17 protein-coding genes are annotated in these 21,395 nt (G+C 60.7%); 14 read left to right on the top strand and 3 right to left on the bottom strand.

Annotated elements, in window-relative coordinates:
• Positions 1–230 precede the first annotated feature (230 nt).
• Positions 231–539 (top strand): hypothetical protein, encoded by a 309-nt coding sequence (locus tag JNM42_RS06665; RefSeq protein ID WP_294267900.1) that lies wholly within the window; start codon positions 231–233, stop codon positions 537–539.
• Positions 540–544: 5 nt separating this feature from the next.
• Here the strand turns inward: JNM42_RS06665 and JNM42_RS06660 are convergent, their stop codons facing one another.
• From JNM42_RS06660 to JNM42_RS06650, 3 genes are all read right to left on the bottom strand, one after another.
• On the bottom strand, positions 545–2,113 hold the full coding sequence (locus JNM42_RS06660; RefSeq protein WP_294267899.1) for a radical SAM protein: 1,569 nt from the start codon (positions 2,111–2,113) through the stop codon (positions 545–547).
• 28 nt (positions 2,114–2,141) lie between these two features.
• Positions 2,142–3,179 (bottom strand): hypothetical protein, encoded by a 1,038-nt coding sequence (locus tag JNM42_RS06655; protein ID WP_294267898.1) that lies wholly within the window; start codon positions 3,177–3,179, stop codon positions 2,142–2,144.
• 227 nt (positions 3,180–3,406) lie between these two features.
• Complete coding sequence (locus JNM42_RS06650; RefSeq protein ID WP_294267897.1) at positions 3,407–4,417, bottom strand: AraC family transcriptional regulator; 1,011 nt, start codon at positions 4,415–4,417, stop codon at positions 3,407–3,409.
• A 178-nt stretch (positions 4,418–4,595) separates the two neighbouring features.
• Between JNM42_RS06650 and JNM42_RS06645 the strand changes: the two genes are divergently transcribed.
• The 13 genes from JNM42_RS06645 to JNM42_RS06585 all read left to right on the top strand — a co-directional run.
• Positions 4,596–5,948 carry a bifunctional diguanylate cyclase/phosphodiesterase gene (locus JNM42_RS06645; protein WP_294267896.1) on the top strand — a complete coding sequence of 451 codons (1,353 nt, stop codon included), beginning with the start codon at positions 4,596–4,598 and terminating at the stop codon, positions 5,946–5,948.
• Between the two features lie 11 nt (positions 5,949–5,959).
• On the top strand, positions 5,960–6,820 hold the full coding sequence (locus tag JNM42_RS06640; RefSeq protein WP_294267895.1) for an HDOD domain-containing protein: 861 nt from the start codon (positions 5,960–5,962) through the stop codon (positions 6,818–6,820).
• A 291-nt stretch (positions 6,821–7,111) separates the two neighbouring features.
• Positions 7,112–8,176 carry a diguanylate cyclase gene (locus JNM42_RS06635; protein ID WP_294267894.1) on the top strand — a complete coding sequence of 355 codons (1,065 nt, stop codon included), beginning with the start codon at positions 7,112–7,114 and terminating at the stop codon, positions 8,174–8,176.
• Between the two features lie 190 nt (positions 8,177–8,366).
• On the top strand, positions 8,367–8,942 hold the full coding sequence (locus JNM42_RS06630) for an ANTAR domain-containing protein (RefSeq protein WP_294267893.1): 576 nt from the start codon (positions 8,367–8,369) through the stop codon (positions 8,940–8,942).
• 287 nt (positions 8,943–9,229) lie between these two features.
• Entirely contained in the window at positions 9,230–10,483 is a 1,254-nt protein-coding gene (locus tag JNM42_RS06625) for a CmpA/NrtA family ABC transporter substrate-binding protein (protein ID WP_294267892.1), read from the top strand.
• 30 nt (positions 10,484–10,513) lie between these two features.
• Positions 10,514–11,461, top strand: a complete 948-nt coding sequence (ntrB, locus tag JNM42_RS06620; protein ID WP_294267891.1) for a nitrate ABC transporter permease — start codon at positions 10,514–10,516, stop codon at positions 11,459–11,461.
• 2 nt (positions 11,462–11,463) lie between these two features.
• A complete protein-coding gene (locus tag JNM42_RS06615) occupies positions 11,464–12,255 on the top strand; it encodes an ABC transporter ATP-binding protein (RefSeq protein ID WP_294267890.1) in 792 nt (263 codons plus the stop codon).
• 206 nt (positions 12,256–12,461) lie between these two features.
• Positions 12,462–14,921: a nitrite reductase large subunit NirB gene (gene nirB, locus JNM42_RS06610; RefSeq protein ID WP_294267889.1), complete on the top strand. Its 2,460-nt coding sequence runs from the start codon at positions 12,462–12,464 to the stop codon at positions 14,919–14,921.
• Positions 14,918–15,229, top strand: a complete 312-nt coding sequence (gene nirD / locus JNM42_RS06605; RefSeq protein WP_294267888.1) for a nitrite reductase small subunit NirD — start codon at positions 14,918–14,920, stop codon at positions 15,227–15,229. The genes nirB and nirD overlap by 4 nt, the downstream gene beginning before the upstream one ends.
• A gap of 151 nt (positions 15,230–15,380) precedes the next feature.
• Positions 15,381–18,137: a nitrate reductase gene (locus JNM42_RS06600; protein ID WP_294267887.1), complete on the top strand. Its 2,757-nt coding sequence runs from the start codon at positions 15,381–15,383 to the stop codon at positions 18,135–18,137.
• Between the two features lie 174 nt (positions 18,138–18,311).
• Complete coding sequence (katG, locus tag JNM42_RS06595) at positions 18,312–20,507, top strand: catalase/peroxidase HPI (protein ID WP_294267886.1); 2,196 nt, start codon at positions 18,312–18,314, stop codon at positions 20,505–20,507.
• Between the two features lie 124 nt (positions 20,508–20,631).
• Positions 20,632–21,126, top strand: coding sequence for a Dps family protein (locus JNM42_RS06590; RefSeq protein ID WP_294267885.1), 495 nt, complete (start codon positions 20,632–20,634; stop codon positions 21,124–21,126).
• Positions 21,127–21,204: 78 nt separating this feature from the next.
• Positions 21,205–21,395: hypothetical protein (locus tag JNM42_RS06585; protein WP_294267884.1), on the top strand; the 191-nt coding region annotated here is incomplete at its 3' end.

Here is a 21,395-nt window from a genome sequence, read left to right as displayed (position 1 = left end):
AGCGGGGCAACAAGAAGGGCACCGACCCGCAGAAGGAGATCGACAACCTGCACCGCAAGATCGGACAGTTGCAGGTCGAACGGGATTTCTTGGCCGGACAGCCCGCCATTGCCCGCCTGCTGAAAGGCGCGCGATGATCGCACCGGGAAGTGAGTTGTCCGTCACCCGGCCAGCCAAGTTGCTCGGCGTCTCGCGTGCCATTCGGGTCAGAGACATTTCCAATTTTCCAATTGAAAATCAATGTTTCCATTTCCAACCTCATCTCAAAATCCAAAATCCGTTTGCCCTGGCAGCAGGCTTGTCCCATCGGCTTACTCGCTGACAGGCCGACCTCGTTGCCCTGTATTCTGCCGAATTCCCAGTTGCCGACATACGCTCTCGGTGAATCGCTCGCTGCCCAAGGGCATGCCCAGACGCAAGGCGTCACGTTTGGTTACCGCCGCTTCGGCATCATCCAGTTGCGGGCGGAATATTCGCGTATGCAGCTCACCGGGTATCCGGTGAATCGCCAAGGCTCAGGTAGAGCGGATGCGGTGTAAGACGGCTAACGGAACAGCGCTTCGTAAAACTCGTCTGTACCGTTTCTCTCCATCGCCACGAGTTGCCGCCGGATGCTGGCGTCCTCGCTACGGGCGAGGCGCGCAAGGTCGAGCAGATCGGGGTCTTCGAGCGTCGTCACGAGTCCGCTTTCGATCAGGTCAAGGGCATTCTCCAGAACATCGAGCATGACTCCGTTGGAGGCCTGCACCAGCGCGCGCGCTGCCGCGTCGCGCTCTTCATCGCGCGACCGGCAGGGCATTTCGAGGTGGGTTTCGAAGAGCAGGCCGCGCAGGATGTTCCAGGTCGCGTTCTTGCCGAAGTTGCGTCCTTCGAAGGCCATCAGGCAGAAGTCCCACAACAGATCGACGCGCGGGTCGAGAAAGCGGTATTCGGCGTCGAGGGCGGTGCCAGAGAGCCGGCCTTCGGCACGCAGGCGCCGTTCGATCGGCGTGCCGACGTAGGGCAGCGTCCGGCAGAAGCCGGCTACGGCCCAGCCGTCGCCGGTAAAGCGACGAACGAAGTCGAGGTTGTTGCGTGCGGTCTCAAGCGTCGACCAGGGTTCGAGCAGCATGAAGCCGAAGTCGAAGCTCAGGTCGAGCCGGCGCAGGATCTCGCCGGCCCGGACGTGCACCTCGGGTTTCAGCAGTTTGTTCAGTGCCGCGAGGTTGGTTTCGTCGCCGGATTCGACGCCGAGATAGACATGGCACAAGCCGGCGGCAATCAGCGGCTTGAGTACCGCCTCGCGCACCTCGTCGGAGCGGCAGGCGATCTTGAAGCGCATCTCGTGCTGCAGGCCGCGACGCTGGATCTCCGCGGCGATCTGGTGTGCCCAGGCGCGGGCATTGAGGCCGCCGGCGAGGAAGTCGTCGTCCTGGAAGAGGATCAGGCGCGCCCCCTGCTGGCGGACCAGCCCTTCGACTTCGTCAACCACGCGCAGCGGGTCGCGCCGGCGCCGGCCTTTGGTGCCGTTGGCCTCGTAAAAAGTGATGATCGAACAGAAGGAGCATTGCCACGGGCAGCCGCGCGAGGCCAGTACCGAGGCCGTCGGCAGCGCCTGTCGGCGATAGTCGATGTCGCGGCGATCGGGTTCGGCGTACTCGTCGATCGGGATCGAAACGTCGCGCGGCGGGTTCAGCACGGCCTGGCCCCGGTCGAGCCAGGCGATGCCGCCGATGCGCTGCCACGCGGCGGGGTCGTCGAGACTGGCAACCAGTTCGGCGAGCGTCTCTTCGCCCTCGAAGCGGACCACCGAGTCGAGCTCCGGAATGAAGCGCAACAGTGCCTCGGGCTCGAACGAGGCGTAGTGCCCGCCAATCGTGAAATGGGCGCACACCCCGGCCGCGCGCAAGGTGCGGATCGTGCGCGCGAATTCAGGCACCATGTACTGGAAGATGAGCGAGAAGCCGACCAGGTCGGGTCGCTCGGCCTGGATTGTTGCCAGCAGCACGTCCGGATCGGTGCCGACGGCAACGATCCGGACGTGGTGACCATCACGCAGCAAGCGACCCGACAGGTAGCGGATGCCGAGGTTGTCCTGATCCTCGTACCCGACAAGCAGTACCCGCCGAATCATGGCCTGCTCATTCCCGACTCATCGCCGGCTACTTGGCGGGCTTCCTGGGCTTGACCGTCTTCTTGGCGACGATCGCCTGTTGCTTGGCCGCCAGCGACTCCAGGAACTTCACAGCGGCCTGGCCGCGCCGTAGCGTGGTCTGGGTAGTGACGATGGCGCGTTTCAACTCCTGCGCCGACATGCTGCGCCCTGCCGCTGTCAGCGCCTCGAAGGCATCGGTCGAGGTCGGCTTTTCACCGCGAACCATGTCGATCGATTCGCTGATCAGCTTGAGACGGATGATGTCTTCCGGCGAGGGATCGCCCTTGTCGACAAATTTACCGAGCAGGCCACCGGCAATGACCTCGCGCAGTCTGCCGAGCAGACCGCCGAAGTCGGGTGGCGGCGGCGTGACATATCCGGCAAGAATATTCGCGCCCGAACCCATCGCCGCAGCGAACTCTGCCGAACCTGAACCGGCGATGCCGGTGACGCCGCTGCCCGAGCCGAGCGAGCCGATGTCATCGTCGGTCTCGGAAAAGTATCCGCTGCCGTCACCACCGAACACGAGCTGGATCCACGAGGAGAAGTCGACCTGCGGATCGCCGGAACTGCGCTTCAAATGCGACTTGGCGTGGATCGTCGCCGGGCCCCACTCAGTGCGAACGATGTGATCGTTGCCGGACCACGGCCAGGCCACGGGCGAGCCGCCGGGGCCGTTAACGAAACTGCTGGCCGCACCGTCGATCGGCGTCGGCGTCATTTCCGACACGCCGACCCAGTAGGCACCGGTACCGACCTGCGGCAAGAATCCATTGCCGCCGGGCCCGTACCAGGCGATGGCACGCCAGTCGGTCCAGTTTTCGGGATGATTGAAGGTCCAGCGCACCCTGCGCTTGTTGGTGATGCGCCGCCCGGTGTCCCAGAACAGAAAGCCGAGCGGTGTGTTGTCCGGGCCAAGCAGCGAGGGGGGTGCCGTCTGCTCAAGCGTGGTGCCGGTGGTCGTGACATTGACGTTGATCGAGCCGAAGCCGATGAGTTCGTCGGCGCCCGGAAACTGCTTCGCGGATGAATTGAACTGTGACATAAGGATCTCCTTGCTGGTTAGTCAAGTGCAACTGAACAGGAAATGTACACGACTGAGGACGGCAAGCACGACTCAGGGAGATAGGCGCTGTGCTCTCACAACTCTTCCCGCGAATCCACGTATTTTGTTCCAGCAGCCACGCGAGTTTCATAGTAGTTCATGCGGGCAAGTTCTGCCAAGGCCATCGGATGATCGGATGAACGCCTCTGCACCCGACCAGACCGGCCTTAATGCGCCGGCATGTATCGATAACTGGTAGGTGCCATTCCGCTCCAGCGCCTGAATGCGCGGGTGAAGGCACTTTGCTCGGAGAAACCCAGCAGGAAGGTTATCTCGGTGACCGATTTGCCCGGGTCGTCGAGATAGCGCCGGGCCAGTTCGTGTCGCGTTTCGTCGAGCACGTTCTGGTAGGTCAGGCCGAGTTCGTGAAGTTTGCGTTGCAAGCTGCGTTGGCTTAGCCCAAGCGCGCTGGCTACTTCATGCGCTGTCGGTAGCCCCGACGTCAGTTCGCGCAGCAGATAAGCCTTGCAGCGGCTGAGGATGTCGTCGTTGAAGAAGTTCGCCAGTTGTTCGGTCAGGATGGCATCGAAAGTGTTGGCCAGCGGGATATTGGCTGAAGGCAGCGGTGTATCCACGGTCACGCGGTCGAGCAGGAAACTATCCTCGGCGGCGCCGAATTTTATTGTGCAGCCGAAGAAATCCCGCCAGGGCTGTGGTTTGGCGGGTAAGGGCCGGCGCAGACTGACGGCTGTGGCATTCAGCTTGCTGCCAAAATTGGTCCGGCACATGTCAACAAGGATTGACAGGGAGAAATCGGCGATCACAAACCCGATAGGCGTATCCCCGCGCCCGTGGTCAAGGACGAAGCGCAAGCCGGCAGGTTCTTCAATGCAGCGATAGGTGACCCGGCTACCAAGAATGCGCGCGAAGCGTTCCATGCGTTTCAGGCCGGTGTGCAATGTCCTGCTCGACAGCCAGGCGTAGCCCATGGTGCCGAGGTTGGAGGGGTGCCAGCATTGTGCGGCGCGCAAGGCGAACGCCGGATCGGAAATCTGCGCCGAGGCTTTTTCGAAGGCAGCATCGCCCAGATGAGCCGGGAGGCGCGCCGTGACATCGCGGAAGGTTTCAGGCGCCACACCCAGTTCGCGCATGAAACGCTGCGCGTCGATGCCATTCATCTCGACTAGGCGAAACAGGATCAACCAGATCGTCGCCAGTGAGCTTTCAGATTTCGACATGGCAGGTGACCTCCCCATTATTGATATTTCATCATGGCGTGAATGGTCATGCGAAAGGCGCGCCGGGTCAAGTATTGCCTGGCGATGCTGCGTAAGCTTGAGTCACAGTCATTACTTATCGCCAATCCGTATCGCCATCAATGGCAAGCAGGATTGGCCTATCCAAGGAAGGTTAACAATGGTCGAAAGGCCGGCACCGCCCAATCGAGAATTCTACGAATCGATGTCGGCGGCAAACTCGGCCGTGGACCCCATCACCGGTTTTCTGAACCGGAATGCCGGGTTGCAGGCGGTTGCGCGGGCGGTTACCGAGGCTAACTCAAAGCGCTCCTTGCTCGCCGTCCTGTGGGTGGACATGGATCGTTTCCGGCAGGTTAACGACTCATTCGGCCATGCCGGTGGCGATAGTGTCATTGTGCGGATTGCCGAGCGCATCCGTTCTGGCGTTTCAATGCCGGGCGAGTTCGTGCGTATGGGAAGCGACGAATTTGTCGTTCTGATTCCCGGCCTCGACCGGATCGGTGCCGAACGGCTTGCCGGCAAGTTGCTGGCAGAAATCGAAATGCCGATGCCGATCGACGATATCCTGATTCGACCTTCGGCCAGTATCGGTATCGCCCTGGGGCAGGTGGACGACTATCCGCTTGGCCTGCTGGAACGCGCCGACCGGGCCATGATCGAAGCCAAGCGTCAGGGCGGCAACCGGATCGTCATGTCGGGGAACGAGCCGGTGGCCGGACGGCTCGGCATTCAGTTGGCACGTGAAGAACTGGCGATTGAAAGCGCACTGCACGCGGCACTTGAAAGCGGTGGGCTGCAACTGGAGTACCAGCCGATCATCCGCCAGGATGGTTCCGTCGAGGCGGTCGAGGCGCTCATGCGCTGCTCCGTCCATGGCTTGATGATTCCGCCTCGAAAGTTCATTCCGGTCGCCGAGAAGACCGGGCTTATCTTCCGGCTCGGCGAATGGAGCCTTTTGCAGGGAGCACGCTGTGCTGCCCTGCTGCGCGAACAGGGCAGCGCCGCCAAGGTGGCCATCAACGTGTCCCGTGTTCAATTGACGTCGACTTCCTTCATACAAGCTCTGCACGGTGCGCTGATCTGCGCCAACGTGGCACCGGAATTGATCGAGCTTGAACTGACGGAGTCGCTGTTCATGGACCTTTCAGCCACCGTCCAGGCCAATGTACGCGGTGCTCGTGCCGCCGGGGTTGGTCTGGCGATCGATGACTTCGGCACGGGTTATTCCTGCCTGTCCAGCCTGAAAGATCTTCCGGCAACCAAGCTCAAACTGGATCGTGCGTTCATCGGCGTTCTGCCCAGGGACCGGCGGGCTTTTGCCATCGTCAGGGCGATGACCCAACTGGCGCGTGACCTGGGCATGATCGTCGTCGCCGAAGGTGTGGAAACAAGAGAGCAGTTGGACGCCTGCGCGGCTGCGGGTGTGGACGCCACGCAGGGTTTTTTCAATGCCTGCCCGATGTCCGAGGAGACCTTGTTGCCGTGGATGAAATCGGGAAAACAGAAATGACGAACGATTCCATGAACCTATTACCATCTGTCGACGGTGTTCTGGAGCTGACCATCAAGGCCAACGACATTCCGCCGCGACCGCTCATCATTGACCGGATCAGGGCGGCTATGCGCAAGGATTCCCCGAATTTCAACTATGTTGGTCAACTCATCAAGTCCGATGTCGGCCTCGCTGCCGGACTGATCAAGACCGCCAATTCGCCGTATTTCGGTTATCACAAGCAGGCGCGTTCAGTTCAGGATGCGCTGATGATGCTTGGCCTTGATGTCACCAGCCGAGCCGTCGCCGCCATCAGCCTGCGCAAAGCCTTCCCCAACAGCGCGCATTACGAACGTTTCTGGGATGCCTCGGCGCGTATCGCCGCACTCTCGGGCTGGCTTGCCAAGCGAGTACAAAATCCGAAATTTCGTCCTGAAGATGCCTATACTTTTGGACTGTTCCGTGACTGTGGCATCGTCATCCTGCTGCGCCGTTTTCCCGCCTACACGCAGACGCTGGCTCGCGCCAACAACGATAGCGAGCGCCTTTTTACCGCCGTCGAACAGCAGGATTATCCGAGCGATCACGCCATGCTCGGCTGCCTGCTGGCACAGAACTGGTGGCTGCCCGAGGAAATCTGCCAGGCGATTCGCCATCACCACGACCCGTCGGCCATCGACCTGTTTGAATCCGGTCTGCCGCTCACCAGCCGCTACCTCGTTGTCATCAGCCAGACGGCCGAGCATATCCTGCAGCAACTCACCGGAGCGAGCCAGACCCAGGAATGGCCCAAACTTGGCAGTTCCTGTATGCGCTTGCTGAGTCTTGATCAAGCAATGCTAGCCGTGCTTTACAAGGATGGTGAAGAACTGCTCAAAACAATCGATTGACCGTAGCGACCGACCGGCAAGGGCTGGAGCGTTTCCTGCGCTACTGTGCTGAAGTCGCCCGACGGGAGCGCTCCGGCATGAAAGAGCTGCGGGTGTGGCGGGGCGCAGGGGAAATGTGGGCGGATAGTCCCGTTTGACGACGGGCAGCAACAGAGGCAATGCGCACGGTATGGCAATTGGATTTCCTATCCCTCCTTTTTTTAAAACTGGTATTATTTGCGTTCAAGCGACGTGCCTTGCATCGAAGAATCTGGCTCCAGAAATATCGAGAAGAACAGACGGAAGATTCGTATGAGCCTCAAGGAAGACAAAATAGTCTTTGTCGCTGAAACTCCGGTGGTGGGAAACGACGCCAGGATGTTGCCATGGCAGATCCTGGTGGTCGATGACGATCTGGACGTTCACGAAGCGACCCGGTTCGTGCTACGAAGCCTCCGCGTTTTCGGTCGTTCCCTGCAACTGACGCACGCCTCTTCCGGCAAGGAAGCGATGGCCATACTGACAGAATGCCGCGAGTTCGCAGTCATCCTGCTCGACGTGGTGATGGAGAGTCAGAATGCCGGATTGCAGTTGGTTGATACCATCCGGAACGATCTGTGCATGACCAACACACGCATCATCCTGCGCACAGGGCAGCCCGGCCAGGTGCCGGAGGTCGAAACGATCATTCGCTACGACATCAATGACTACCGGACAAAGAGCGAGTTGACCCAGGACAGGCTACACGCCTCACTGGCCATTGCAATCCGTAACTACAACCAACTGACACGCTCCGACAAAATGAACGAGTTGGCCCGGGCAGAACTGGAAGATCATGCGGCAAAACTTCAGAAGACCAATCAGGATTTAAATGTCCTGTCGGTTACCGACAGGCTGACGCAGATCTATAACCGGGTCAAACTCGATGACGTGATCACGCATGGGATCAGCCAAGCAAAGCGCTATCCACAGGATCTTTCACTGATTATGCTCGACATTGATCACTTTAAGCTGATCAATGATGCCCATGGCCATCAGGTCGGAGATACGGTGCTCGTCAAAGTGGCAGAGGTTCTGCGGAAGAGCATACGTGAAACCGATACCGTCGGTCGCTGGGGGGGCGAAGAATTCATGATCGTTCTGCCTCAGACCGGTCCCGACAAGGCTTTTGACGTTGCCGATAAAATCCGCAATTCGATCGCTTCGATGGAACACCACGTAACGGGACGGCTGACGGCCAGCTTCGGGGTAACGAGTTTTATTTCGGGTGACAACGAGATACTGATGCTGGAACGTGTCGACAGTGCGCTTTATGAGGCAAAAGCTGGCGGCCGCAACAAGGTCGTGCTGAAAAATTCCGGATCGAAGCGTGAATGACGCTGAATCCTCGGAGCCCATGTCGAAGTGAAAGCCGACGATGACGAACGGTAGCGATCGTTGGGCAATGACTGCAACGGCAACAGATAGGCCTCTCCGATCCCTTGCACACAAGTCTTGACTTGCCACCGACTCACTGGCACCGCGCAGCGAAAGATTCTGCTGGCACGCCGTTTGCTAAATAAATGCAATGCTCCGTATTCTTGTGATCGATGAATCTCGTGCCCGCGCCGCCGAACTGTGCGGCGGGCTGGCCATGGCTGGCCATCAAGTCGCGGCGGTGTTGCCCTCGGCACTGGATCTCACTGCACAAATCGAGCGTATCAAACCCGACATTATCCTGATCGAGACCGACTCTCCCTCGCGCGATACGCTGGAGAATCTGGCGGTCATGGACCGCGACATGCCGCGACCGGTGATCATCCTGACGCCGGAGGACGACACCGATGTGATACGCGCTGCCTTCAAGGCCGGTGTCTCGGCCTACATAGTGGATAACCTCGATCTGGCGCGGCTGAAACCGATCATCGATGTGGCCATCGTGCGTTTTGAATCGCATCAGTCGGTGAAGCAGGAGCTGGCCGCAACAACCAGGAAGCTTTCCGAGCGCAAGGTGGTGGAAAAGGCCAAGGGCATCCTGATGAAAACACGTAATCTGTCTGAAGACGAGGCTTACGCGGCGCTGCGCAAGCTGGCAATGGAACGTGCCCAACCGCTGGCGAAAGTTGCTGGCGATCTGCTGGCGATGGCCAAGCTCCTGCTCTGAGTTGGTGCAATCGGAGATAGCTTGCACTGATGCGGTGCAGCAATTGACGGGCTGAGGCGCCCGCCGGCCAGCGCCGATTTCGGCCGAGAAGCCCGTAAATCATTGGTTCAAGCCTAGTTCGGGTTATCTGGCACAACAATTGCTTTAATCGGATCAGGCACGGGATCAACGGCGGTTCCGGGCAAAAGACAAGGGTGTCTGTGGCGTGACGGGTAAAAGCATTGGAATGCTTTCCCCGGTTTTCGCAACAGGCGCCTTTTTTTGTTTCTAATTTCGGAGATTGCGAGATGAGCCATGACAAGGATTCCAACCAAAGGCGTGACTTTCTACGTCACAGCGTTACCCTGGCCGCCGGGGCAGCGCTCATGAGCGTACCGGCGATTCGTTCGGCGGCCTGGGCCGCGGGTTCCGATGCGCCTGAGAAAAAGGAAGTGCGCATCGGTTTCATTCCGCTGACCGACTGCTCGTCGGTAGTGATGGCTGCGGTGCAGAAGTTCGACGAGAAGTACGGTATCAAGATCATCCCGACCAAGGAAGCCTCGTGGGCCTCGGTGCGCGACAAGCTGGTGAATGGCGAACTCGATGCGGCGCATGTGCTCTACGGCCTGGTGTATGGCGTGCATCTGGGCCTGGGCGGACCGAAGAAGGACATGAACGTGCTGATGACGCTGAACAACAACGGTCAGGGCATCACGCTGGCTAATCAACTGAAGGACAAAGGGGCCATCGATGGCGCCTCGCTCGCCAGGCTGATCGCAAAAAAGGAAAGGGAATACACCTTCGCCCAGACCTTTCCCACCGGCACGCACGCGATGTGGCTCTACTACTGGATGGCGACCTACGGCATCGACCCGTTCAAGGACATCAAGAACATTGTCGTACCGCCCCCGCAAATGGTGGCCAACATGCGCGTCGGCAACATGGATGGCTATTGCGTCGGCGAACCGTGGAATCAGCGTGCCATTATCGACAAGATCGGTTTCACCGTCGCCACTACCCAGGATATATGGACCGACCATCCCGAGAAGGTGCTCGGTACCACCGCCGAATGGACCGCCAAAAATCCGAACACGGCCCGTGCCATGACGGCAGCGATTCTCGATGCTTCGCGCTGGATCGATGCCTCGCTGGCCAACAAGCAGAAGACGGCTGAAACGGTGGCCCAGAAGTCGTATGTGAACACCGACACCGAGGTCATTGTCGGCCGCATGCTCGGTCGCTACGAGAACGGTCTGGGAAAGACCTGGGACGACAAGAATCACATGAAGTTCTTCAACGAAGGCGCGGTGAACTTCCCCTACCTGTCGGACGGCATGTGGTTCATGACGCAGCATAAACGCTGGGGATTACTGAAGTCCGACCCCGATTACCTGGCCGTTGCCAAAGCGGTGAATCGTATCGACATCTACAAACAGGCAGCAACTGCGGCCGGCGTAGCGCTGCCGAAAAGCGACATGCGCAGCAACAAGCTGATCGACGGTGTGGTGTGGGACGGCAAGGATCCAAAAAAGTATGCGGCCTCGTTCAAGATCATGGCCTGAATTTGTTTGACCTGGAAATGGAGACCCGACATGAGTACAGTTTTGGCATTGAAACCGGTGGCGGCATTGATTAATCCTGCAGTCGCTGATGTGGCGGTCAGTGATCATGCTGCGTCGGCACAGGTCGCCGTAGCGCTGGCCGATCCCGCAGAAACAACGCCTGCCGTAGTGGCGCTTGAGGCCAGATCGGGCAGGGGCAGTGAACGGCTGCGTGATTTTTTAATGGCGGTGATCCCGCCGCTGCTCGGCCTCGCCCTGATGACCGGCCTGTGGTCCATGGTGGCCACCATGACCGGCAATATTCCGGGGCCGGGCAAGACCTGGGATGCGGCGCTCAAACTGTTTGCCGACCCGTTCTATCGTAACGGGCCGAATGATCAGGGCGTCGGCTGGAATGTACTGGCCTCCTTGCAGCGCGTCGGTATCGGCTTCGGCTTCGCGGCGGCGATCGGCATTCCAATGGGTTTTATGCTCGGTCGCTTCTCCTTCATGAGCCGCATGTTCGATCCGATCATCAGCCTGCTGCGGCCGGTTTCGCCGCTGGCCTGGTTGCCGATCGGCCTGCTGGTGTTCAAACGGGCCGACCCGGCAGCGACCTGGACCATCTTCATCTGCTCGATCTGGCCGATGATCCTGAATACCGCACAAGGCGTGCAGCGCGTACCGCAGGACTACCTCAATGTAGCCCGCGTCCTCGGCTTGCCGGAGGCCAAGGTGATCACCAAGATCCTCTTCCCCGCCGTGCTGCCCTACATGTTGACCGGCATCCGCCTTTCCATCGGCACCGCCTGGCTGGTCATCGTTGCGGCGGAAATGCTCACCGGCGGCGTCGGTATCGGCTTCTGGGTATGGGACGAGTGGAACAATCTCAAGGTCGAGCATATCGTCATTGCCATCTTCGTCATCGGCATCGTCGGCTTCGCACTGGAGCAGATGCTGCTCCTGCTCGCCAGACGCTTTACTTACGAGAACCGTTAAAAATGAAGCCTCTAGTCAAAATTGAAAACATCGGTCAGACCTTCGATACCAAGAGCGGAAAATTCACCGCCCTGCGCGATATCAATCTGGATATCAGTCAAGGCGAGGTGGTTTCGCTGATCGGCCACTCCGGTTGCGGCAAGTCGACATTGCTCAACCTGATTGCCGGCCTCACGCTGCCGAGCAGCGGTGTGCTGCTGTGCGCCGACCGGGAAATACCGGGACCTGGGCCCGAACGTGCGGTCGTCTTCCAGAACCACTCGCTACTGCCATGGATGACCTGCTTCGGTAATGTGATGCTCGGCGTCGAGCAGGTTTTTGGCCGCAAGGAAGGCAAAGTCAAACTGCGCGCCCGGGTCGAAGCGGCACTGGAGATGGTGCACATGGCCCATGCCACGCACAAGTACCCGCACGAGATCTCGGGCGGCATGAAACAGCGAATCGGCATCGCACGCGCCTTTGCCATGGAACCGAAGATCCTGTTGATGGACGAACCCTTCGGTGCGCTCGATGCCCTGACCCGCGCGTCCTTGCAGGATGAGATGAACGGCGTGATGACCAAGACCGGCGCCACGGTGGTGATGGTCACCCATGATGTCGACGAAGCCGTGCTGCTGTCGGATCGCATCGTAATGATGACCAACGGCCCGGCGGCAACCATCGGCGAGATTCTCAGCGTGGAGCTGGAACGTCCGCGCGATCGTCTCGTCCTTGCACACGATCCGAAATTCGCCGAATACCGTGCCGCCGTGTTCGAGTTTCTGTATCGCAAGCAAATGAAAAAGGCGGCGTAGGGCGGTAAGAACCATGGAAAAACTTCTCCGCCAAGTCACCAGGCTTCCCGCAGGAAATCCCCTTGGAGGACACCAGGGATGCACCAAGGAAAACCAGATCATATTTTGGTTTTCTTGGTGAAACTTTGAGCCCTTGGTGACTTGGTGGTTCGCACTTTTTCGTTGACTTACCCGGCATCACTACCTTCCCCAGTGGAGAGCGCATCATGAACAAGCAGAAACTCGTCGTCGTTGGCAACGGCATGGCCGGCATGCGGGCTGTGGAGGAGCTGCTGAAGCTTGCTCCCGAGCTGTACGACATTACCGTATTCGGCGCCGAGCCGCACCCGAATTACAACCGCATCCTGCTTTCCCCGGTGCTGGCGGGCGAGATGACGATCAATGACATCATTCTAAATCCGCTCGACTGGTACAACGACAACGGCATCAGCTTGCACCTGGGCAAGACCATTGAACGCATCGACCGTACGCGGCGCAAGGTGATCGCCGGTGAAGGCCTTGAGATCGAGTACGATCGCCTGTTGCTGGCCACCGGCTCGACGCCCTTCATGCCGCCGATTCCGGGTACCGATCTGCCCGGTGTGATCAGCTACCGCGACATTCGCGATACCGACGAAATGATAGCAACCGCGCGCCGCTATCGTAACGCGGTGGTGATCGGTGGCGGCCTGCTCGGGCTGGAGGCGGCCAATGGTCTGCGCCAGCGCGGCATGGAGGTGACCGTGGTGCATCTGATGCCGTGGTTGATGGAGCGGCAACTCGACAAGGCGGCGGCCGATATGCTGAAGGTTTCGCTGGAGGCGCGCGGGCTCAAGTTTCTGCTTGAGAAGCAGACCGAGGCGATGATCCGCGGCGAGTCGGGGCGCGTTGCCGCGTTGCGCTTCAAGGATGGCCTGGAAATTCCCGCCGACCTGGTGGTGGTCGCCGCCGGCATCCGCCCCAATACGGCGCTGGCCGAATCCTCACGCCTGCACTGCAATCGCGGCATTGTGGTGAACGACACGATGCAGACCTACGATCCGCGAATCTATGCGGTTGGCGAATGTGTCGCCCACCGTGGCATCAACTACGGCCTGGTCGCACCCTTGTTCGAGCAGGCCAAGGTGTGCGCCAACCACCTGGCCAACTTCGGCATCTCGCGCTATACGGGAACGGTCACCTCGACCAAGCTCAAGGTAACCGGCATCGACCTGTTCTCGGCCGGAAATTTCATCGGCGGCGAAGGAACCGACGAGATCGTGTTGCACGATCCGTCCGGCGGCGTGTATAAAAAACTGGTGGTCAGGAACGACACCCTGATCGGTGCGGTGCTTTATGGCGATACGGCCGATGGCGCCTGGTATTTCAAAATGGTCAAGGACGAGCAGAACATCCGCGAGATTCGCGACCATCTGATGTTCGGCCAGAACTCCTCGGTTGGCGACCTTGGCCATGCCGGAAATGCGCACGCCGCCACGATGGCCGACGATGCGGAAGTATGCGGCTGCAACGGCGTGTGCAAGGGCGACATCGTCAAGGCGATCAAGACCCACGGCTTGTTCACCGTCGAGGATGTGCGCAAGACGACCAAGGCCTCCAGTTCATGCGGCTCATGCACCGGGCTGGTCGAGCAGATTCTGGCGTCGACCATCGGTGGTGCCTACACCCCCGCGCAATCCAATAACAAGCCGGTGTGCGGATGCACCGAGCACTCCCACGGCAGCGTGCGTGAGGCCATTCGCACCCAGCATCTGCTCACCATTCCTGCGGTCATGAAGGCGCTGGACTGGAAGACGCCGAACGGCTGCGCCTCCTGTCGCCCGGCACTCAATTACTACCTGATCTCGAGCTGGCCGGGCGAGGCCAGGGACGATCCGCAGTCGCGCTTCATCAACGAGCGGGCTCACGCCAATATCCAGAAGGACGGCACCTACAGCGTCATACCGCGCATGTGGGGCGGGCTGACGACGCCATCCGAGTTGCGCGCCATCGCCGACGTGGCCGACAAATTCCAGGTGCCGACGGTGAAAATGACCGGCGGCGCACGCATCGACCTGCTCGGCATCAAAAAAGACGATCTGCCCAGGGTGTGGGCCGATCTTGGTGCCGCTGGCATGGTCTCCGGCCACGCCTACGGCAAGAGCATCCGCACGGTGAAGACCTGCGTCGGCGCCGAGCATTGCCGTTTCGGCACGCAGCGCTCGATGGCCATGGGCGTCAAGCTCGAAAGAATGCTGTTCGGCATGTGGAGCCCGCACAAGGTCAAGCTGGCGGTTTCCGGTTGTCCGCGCAATTGCGCCGAGGCCGGCATCAAGGACATCGGCGTAATCGGCGTCGATTCCGGCTACGAACTGTATGTCGCCGGCAACGGCGGCATCAAGACCGAGGTTGCGCAATTCCTGTGCAAGGTGAAGAGCGACGAGGAGGTGATGGAATACTCGGCCGCCTTCCTGCAGATCTACCGCGAAGAAGGGTACTACCTGGAGCGAACCTGCCATTACATCGCTCGCGTCGGGCTCGATCATGTCAAGGCGGCGGTCGTCGATGACGCGGCGCGGCGCAAGTCGCTTCACGAGCGCCTGCTGTTTGCCCTGCAGGATTATGAAGACCCTTGGCAGCAGGCGGTGCAACAGCCGGCGCTGCGCCGCGAGTACGAAGTCATCAAACTCCAGGAGGTGCCGGCATGAGCGAGTGGATCAGAGTCTGTCTGTTCAGCGACATTGCGCCGCTGGGCAGCCGTATCGCCGCCTCGTCGCAAGGCGATATCGCCATCTTCCGCAGCGCAGACGATCAGGTCTTCGCCCTGCGCGACAAGTGCCCGCACCGGGGCGGCCCGCTGTCGCAGGGTATCGTCCATGGCGATACCGTCACCTGTCCGCTGCATGGCTGGAAGCTTGGCCTGAAGGACGGGCAGGCGGTGGCGCCGGACAAAGGCTGTGCGCGCCGCTTTGCCGTCAAGATAGAGGCTGAGGCGGTGTGGCTGCAGCTCACGTGAAGATGAATACGCAATTCGAACCGATACTTTTTAGCCGTCATTCCGGCGAAAGCCGGAATCCAGACGTGCTGCTCAGGATTCCGGCTCAAGCCCGGAATGACGGGCGGCAAATGAGTGTCGAAGTGTCCGCCCCGGCGCCGACTTCCTGACCATGGAAACCAAATCCACTTGCTCCTACTGTGGCGTCGGTTGCGGCGTTATCATCGAGCACGATGCAACGCGCATCACCGGTGTGCGCGGCGATCCCGAGCATCCGGCCAACTTCGGTCGGCTGTGCACCAAGGGCAATACGCTGCATCTGACCGTCACTCCGCAGGCGCTGGCGCAGCGGCTGACGCATCCGCAATTGCGGCGCGACAAGGCTGCGCTGCGTGAGCAGGTCGGTTGGGATACGGCCCTCGATCACGCCGCAGACCGTTTCGCGCAGGTGATCGCCGAGCATGGTGCGGACAGCGTTGCTTTTTACATCAGCGGCCAGTTGCTGACCGAGGATTACTACGTCTTCAACAAGCTGGCCAAAGGGCTGATCGGGACCAATAACGTCGATACCAATTCGCGCCTGTGCATGAGTTCGGCGGTGGCCGGCTACAAGGCAACGCTCGGTGCCGATGCCCCGCCCTGCGCCTACGAGGACATCGATCACGCCGACTGTCTGCTGATTGCCGGGTCCAATACCGCCTGGGCGCATCCGGTGTTGTTCCGGCGCATCGAGGATGCCAGGAAGGCGCGTCCGGCGATGAAGCTGATCGTCGTCGATCCGCGCCGTACCGACACCGCCGAGGCGGCCGATCTGCATCTGGCCATTCTGCCCGGCACCGACATCGCGCTCTATAACGCGATGCTGCATGTGCTGCTCTGGGAAGACCTGTGCGATCTCGATTTCATCGGCGCCCACACCGAGGGCTTCGCTACGCTGAAAGCGCTGGTGCGCGACTACACGCCGACGATGGCCGCCGACATCTGCGGCATCAAGGCGGAAGACATCGTCACTGCCGCGCGCTGGTTCGGGCAGGCGCCGACAGCGCTTTCCCTCTATTGCCAGGGGCTCAACCAGTCCAGCCACGGCACCGACAATAATGCCGCAATCATTCATCTGCATCTGGCCACCGGAAAGATCGGCAAGCCCGGCTGCGGGCCCTTCTCGCTGACCGGCCAGCCGAATGCGATGGGCGGCCGCGAGGTCGGCGGGATGGCCAATCTGCTTTCGGCACACCGCGATCTGGCCAACCCCGAACATCGTGCCGAAGTGGCGCGCCTGTGGGGTGTGCCCGAGGTGCCGGCGAAGCCAGGCCTGACGGCGGTGGAGTTATTCGAGGCCGTACAGCGCGGCGAAATCAAGGCGCTGTGGATCGCCTGCACCAACCCGGCACAGTCGCTGCCCGACCTGACGCGCGTGCATGAGGCGCTGGCCCGCTGCCCCTTCGTCGTGCTCCAGGAAGTCAGCCCGCATACCGACACGGCGGCCTTCGCCGACCTGCTGCTGCCGGCCGCCGGCTGGGGCGAAAAAGAAGGAACAGTGACCAACTCCGAACGCCGAATTTCGCGCGTGCGCGCTGCCGTCGCGCCGCCCGGCGAGGCGCGCGCCGACTGGCGCATTGCCGTGGATTTTGCGCAGCGGCTGGAAAGCCGGATACGGCCCGACGCTACGACGCTGTTCCCCTATGCCACCGCCGAGAGCGTCTTCAACGAGCACCGTGCCAGCACCGTCGGCCGCGACCTCGACATCGGCGGTTTGTCCTATGCCGTGCTCGACGGCAAGGGCCCGCAGCAATGGCCTATGTGCGCAGGCGCCAGCGCCGGAACCCCACGCCTGTATGCCGACGGTGTTTTCCCGAGCACCAACGGTCGTGCCATTTTCAAGGCAGTTAATCATCGCCCGACGTCCGAAGCGACCGACGCGCGACTTCCGCTGCATCTCAATAGCGGCCGGCTACGCGACCAGTGGCACGGGATGAGTCGCACCGGCGTGGTGCCTCGCCTGTTTGCCCATGCGCCGGAGCCGGTGCTGGAAATGAATGCCCGTGACATGGAAAGGCGCGGCCTCGTCAATGGCGATCTGGTGCGCGTCAAAGGCAAGCGCGGTGCGCTGGTGCTGCGCGCAGCGGCCTCAAGCCGCTTGCGCCCGGCGCAGACCTACCTGCCGATGCACTGGGGCGCTCGCTTTATGAGCGGCCTCGGCGTCAATGCCTTGATGCCGGCAGTCACCGACCCCGTTTCGCATCAGCCCGAACTCAAGCACGCGGCTGTACAGGTTGAGCGCTTCGCCACGGACTGGCAACTCGTCGCGCTGCGCCGCGACGAGTGGGCTAGCCGTGGTGGTCTGCACGCGACGCTGCAACCCTGGCTGGCCCGCTTCGATCACGCCACGCTGACGCTGTCCGGCCGCGAGTCAACGGTAGTCGTCCTGCGCGCCTGGGGGGGAGCGGGCAGTGCCCTGCCGACGGCGGATCTGCTCGCCGAACTGTCTGCGGCAATCGGTCTGGATAGGCCCGACGTTCTGGCTTTCAACGACGCCCGGCGCGGTATCGCCAAGCGCGCCCTGATCGAGGACGACTGCCTCATCGGCGCCTTGCTGTGCAACGAAACCCGCGCCACGGACTGGTTGATGGACCTCATCGCGCGCGGGGGGAGCACGCAGGAACTGCGCAAATGGCTTTTCGCTCCCTGCGCGGCTCCGCCCACTGCGAGTCCGGCGCGCGGTCGCATCGTCTGCAACTGCTTTGACGTTGCCGAGAGCGAAATTCTTGCCGACTTTGCCAGCGGTCTTGATCTGGCCGCAGTGCAAACCAAGCGCAAGTGCGGTACCTCCTGCGGGTCATGCCGAACGGAGCTTCACCGCCTGCAGGGGCAGGGTGCGAGCAAGACACAAATGGATCCCATAGTCAAGACAGAATCCTGCCGGGTTTAAGCTGGGCATTCAACTTCACGTGCAACTGGACGGTGCTGACCCGGTTTTGCCTTCGCTTTGTTTTCGGTTAGTTTGATAGTCATTCACTATGGATACTATTGATATTATTTCGTTGATTAATCAGTTTCGAAACTCTAGACTGGGTTCGTAGTCAATTTCAAACAGGAGATAATCATGACAACCGAAAAAAAGTGCCCGTTCGCGAGCGGTGCTGGCAGTCACACTGTGTCCGGAGCCCAGGGGAACTCAGCCTGGTGGCCGAACCAGTTGAACCTGAAGATGCTGCACCAGCAATCCTCAAAGTCCAACCCCATGGGCCAGGCGTTCAATTACGCCGAGGAGTTCAAGACCCTTGATCTGGATGCCGTGGTCAATGACCTTCGTGCTTTGATGACTGATTCTCAGGACTGGTGGCCGGCGGACTACGGCCACTACGGGCCGTTCTTCGTCCGCATGACCTGGCATGCCGCGGGTACCTACCGCATCGCCGATGGGCGTGGCGGCGCCGGCACCGGCGCACAGCGTTTCGCTCCGCTCAACAGTTGGCCGGACAACGGCAATCTCGACAAGGCGCGCCGCCTGCTCTGGCCGATCAAGCAGAAGTACGGCCGCAAGCTGTCCTGGGCCGACCTGATCGTCCTCACCGGCAACGTTGCGCTGGATTCGATGGGCTTCAAGACCTTCGGATTCGGCGGCGGCCGCCCGGACATCTGGGAGCCTGAGGACGAAATCTACTGGGGCCCGGAAACCACCTGGCTGGGCGACGAGCGCTACAAGGGCGAGCGTGAGCTTGACAACCCGCTGGGCGCCGTCCAGATGGGCCTGATCTACGTTAATCCCGAGGGCCCGAACGGCAAGCCGGATCCGCTCGGCTCGGCACGCGACATCCGCGAGACCTTTGCCCGAATGGCCATGGACGACTACGAGACTGTCGCGCTCACCGCCGGGGGTCACACCTTTGGCAAGGCACACGGCGCTGGCGACACCGCCCACGTCGGCCGCGAACCGGAAGGCGCGGGCATCGAGCAGCAGGGCCTGGGCTGGATAAGCAGTTTCGGTTCCGGCAAGGGAGTAGACGCGATCACCAGCGGTATCGAAGGTGCCTGGACCCCCAATCCCATCCAGTGGGACAACGGCTACTTCGAGACCCTGTTCGGCTACGAGTGGGAGCTGAGCAAGAGCCCGGCTGGCGCCCATCAGTGGAAACCAAAGGATCCTGCAGCGTCGACCACCGTGCCGGATGCCCACGATCCGGCCAAACGTCACGCGCCGATGATGACCACGGCCGATATGGCCATGCGCATGGACCCGTCCTACGAGAAGATCTCGCGTCATTTCATGCAGAACCCGCAGGAGTTCGCCGATGCTTTCGCCCGCGCCTGGTTCAAGCTGACCCATCGTGACATGGGTCCGCGCGCCCGCTATCTCGGCAAGCTGGTGCCGAAGGAAGCGCTGATCTGGCAAGACCCGATCCCCGCCGTCGACCATGCGCTGGTTGATGAGCAGGACATCGCGGCCCTGAAGGCCAGGATCCTCGCCTGTGGCCTGTCCATTTCCCAACTGGTCGCGACAGCCTGGGCGTCGGCGGCGAGCTTCCGCGGCAGCGACAAGCGTGGCGGCGCCAACGGCGCGCGCATCCGCCTCGCGCCGCAGAAAGTTTGGGAGGTCAACCAGCCGGCCGAGTTGGCCAAGGTACTACCGTCGCTGGAAGCCATCCAGAAGGAATTCAACGGTGCGCAGTCCGGCGGCAAGAAGGTTTCGCTGGCCGACCTGATCGTCCTCGGCGGCTGCGCGGCGGTCGAGGCCGCCGCGAAGAAGGCCGGCGTTGAGGTAACGGTTCCCTTCTCGCCGGGGCGCATGGACGCGTCGCAGGAGCAGACCGATGCTGACTCGTTCGCTGCGCTGGAACCGAGCGCAGACGGGTTCCGCAACTACATCCGGAAGGGATACGCAGGATCGGCGGCTGAGCTGCTGGTGGATCGGGCCAATCTGCTGACGCTGACCGCCCCCGAAATGACGGTTCTGGTCGGTGGCCTGCGCGTGCTGGGTGCAAACTTCGGGCAGTCAAAAAACGGTGTTTTCACCAGGCGACCCGAAACCTTGAGCAATGACTTCTTCGTGAACCTCCTCGACATGAACACCCGGTGGCAGAAGTCCGCTATAACTGAAGGCGTGTTGGAGGGGCGTGAACGGGCGACGGGCGAGATCAAATGGACGGGAACCATCGTCGATCTGGTCTTCGGTTCGAACGCCCAGCTCAGAGCCCTTGCCGAAGTCTATGCGTGCAGGGACGCGCAGCAGGTGTTCGTATGTGACTTTGTGACGGCCTGGAACAAGGTGATGAACCTCGATCGTTACGAGCTGGGCTGATCTTGCAGGACGATTGTTCAGGGGGGCTGTAACACGCGGCCTCGACCTGGCATCGGGTTATCGAAGGTCAATACCCCCTGGGCAGGTGCACTGAATTGATCGATTTCACCAAGGAGAAAAAAGCATGAGCAGCAAAAAAACCAGAACCTCTGCGATCGATATCGGCATCAGTGCCGATGATCGCGAAAAGATCGTACGCGGACTTTCAGCCCTGCTGGCGGACAGCTACACGCTGTACCTGATGACGCACAACTTCCACTGGAACGTCACCGGGCCGCAGTTCAACAGTCTGCATCTGATGTTCATGGGCCAATACACCGAGCAGTGGAACGCCCTCGACGTCATCGCGGAACGCATTCGTGCACTCGGGCATCCGGCACCCGGCACCTACAAGGAATTCGTCAAGCTGGCCTCAATCAAGGAGGTTGAAGGCGTACCAAAGACGAATGACATGATCGGCCATCTGGTCGCCGCTCAGGAAGCCACGGCGCGCACGGCGCGCAAGCTGTTTCCCCTGGCCGATTCTGCAAACGATCAGCCGACGGCAGATCTGCTGACCCAGCGCCTTGAAGTGCACGAGAAAACCGCCTGGATGCTGCGCAGTCTGCTTGAGGAATAAACCGCGCCAGCCGAGGATTTCCCGCAGTGCGTCGACCAGCGCCCGACTCTGTTCATCGGTACCGATGGTGATGCGCAGGTGCTGGTCGATGGCACGCATTCTACGCCCTGGTTAATTTGCGTCAGTTTTCTGTTATGCGCGGTGCACAAATTCAATCCACGGTTTGTCCTGATCGATCACCGGGAATCCTTACAAACTCGTAAAGAACCCGACCCCCCCCAGCGTCAGCAAGGTCAGGCCGATCACGATCAAGGTAAAGCCGAGCACTT

Origin of the sequence: Propionivibrio sp. (assembly GCF_016790145.1) — a bacterium.
Lineage (GTDB): Bacteria > Pseudomonadota > Gammaproteobacteria > Burkholderiales > Rhodocyclaceae > Propionivibrio.
The sequence above is the reverse complement of the archived record's forward strand: the minus strand, read 5'-3'. Positions and strand labels throughout refer to the sequence as shown.

What these genes read in the sequence shown, in the direction of transcription:
- JNM42_RS06660 (WP_294267899.1), bottom strand. Translation starts at nt 2,113, where the DNA reads ATGATTCGGCGGGTACTGCTTGTCGGGTACGAGGATCAGGACAACCTC.
- JNM42_RS06655 (WP_294267898.1), bottom strand. Translation starts at nt 3,179, where the DNA reads ATGTCACAGTTCAATTCATCCGCGAAGCAGTTTCCGGGCGCCGACGAA.
- JNM42_RS06650 (WP_294267897.1), bottom strand. Translation starts at nt 4,417, where the DNA reads ATGTCGAAATCTGAAAGCTCACTGGCGACGATCTGGTTGATCCTGTTT.
- JNM42_RS06645 (WP_294267896.1), top strand. Translation starts at nt 4,596, where the DNA reads ATGGTCGAAAGGCCGGCACCGCCCAATCGAGAATTCTACGAATCGATG.
- JNM42_RS06640 (WP_294267895.1), top strand. Translation starts at nt 5,960, where the DNA reads ATGAACCTATTACCATCTGTCGACGGTGTTCTGGAGCTGACCATCAAG.
- JNM42_RS06635 (WP_294267894.1), top strand. Translation starts at nt 7,112, where the DNA reads ATGAGCCTCAAGGAAGACAAAATAGTCTTTGTCGCTGAAACTCCGGTG.
- JNM42_RS06630 (WP_294267893.1), top strand. Translation starts at nt 8,367, where the DNA reads ATGCTCCGTATTCTTGTGATCGATGAATCTCGTGCCCGCGCCGCCGAA.
- JNM42_RS06625 (WP_294267892.1), top strand. Translation starts at nt 9,230, where the DNA reads ATGAGCCATGACAAGGATTCCAACCAAAGGCGTGACTTTCTACGTCAC.
- ntrB (WP_294267891.1), top strand. Translation starts at nt 10,514, where the DNA reads ATGAGTACAGTTTTGGCATTGAAACCGGTGGCGGCATTGATTAATCCT.
- JNM42_RS06615 (WP_294267890.1), top strand. Translation starts at nt 11,464, where the DNA reads ATGAAGCCTCTAGTCAAAATTGAAAACATCGGTCAGACCTTCGATACC.
- nirB (WP_294267889.1), top strand. Translation starts at nt 12,462, where the DNA reads ATGAACAAGCAGAAACTCGTCGTCGTTGGCAACGGCATGGCCGGCATG.
- nirD (WP_294267888.1), top strand. Translation starts at nt 14,918, where the DNA reads ATGAGCGAGTGGATCAGAGTCTGTCTGTTCAGCGACATTGCGCCGCTG.
- JNM42_RS06600 (WP_294267887.1), top strand. Translation starts at nt 15,381, where the DNA reads ATGGAAACCAAATCCACTTGCTCCTACTGTGGCGTCGGTTGCGGCGTT.
- katG (WP_294267886.1), top strand. Translation starts at nt 18,312, where the DNA reads ATGACAACCGAAAAAAAGTGCCCGTTCGCGAGCGGTGCTGGCAGTCAC.
- JNM42_RS06590 (WP_294267885.1), top strand. Translation starts at nt 20,632, where the DNA reads ATGAGCAGCAAAAAAACCAGAACCTCTGCGATCGATATCGGCATCAGT.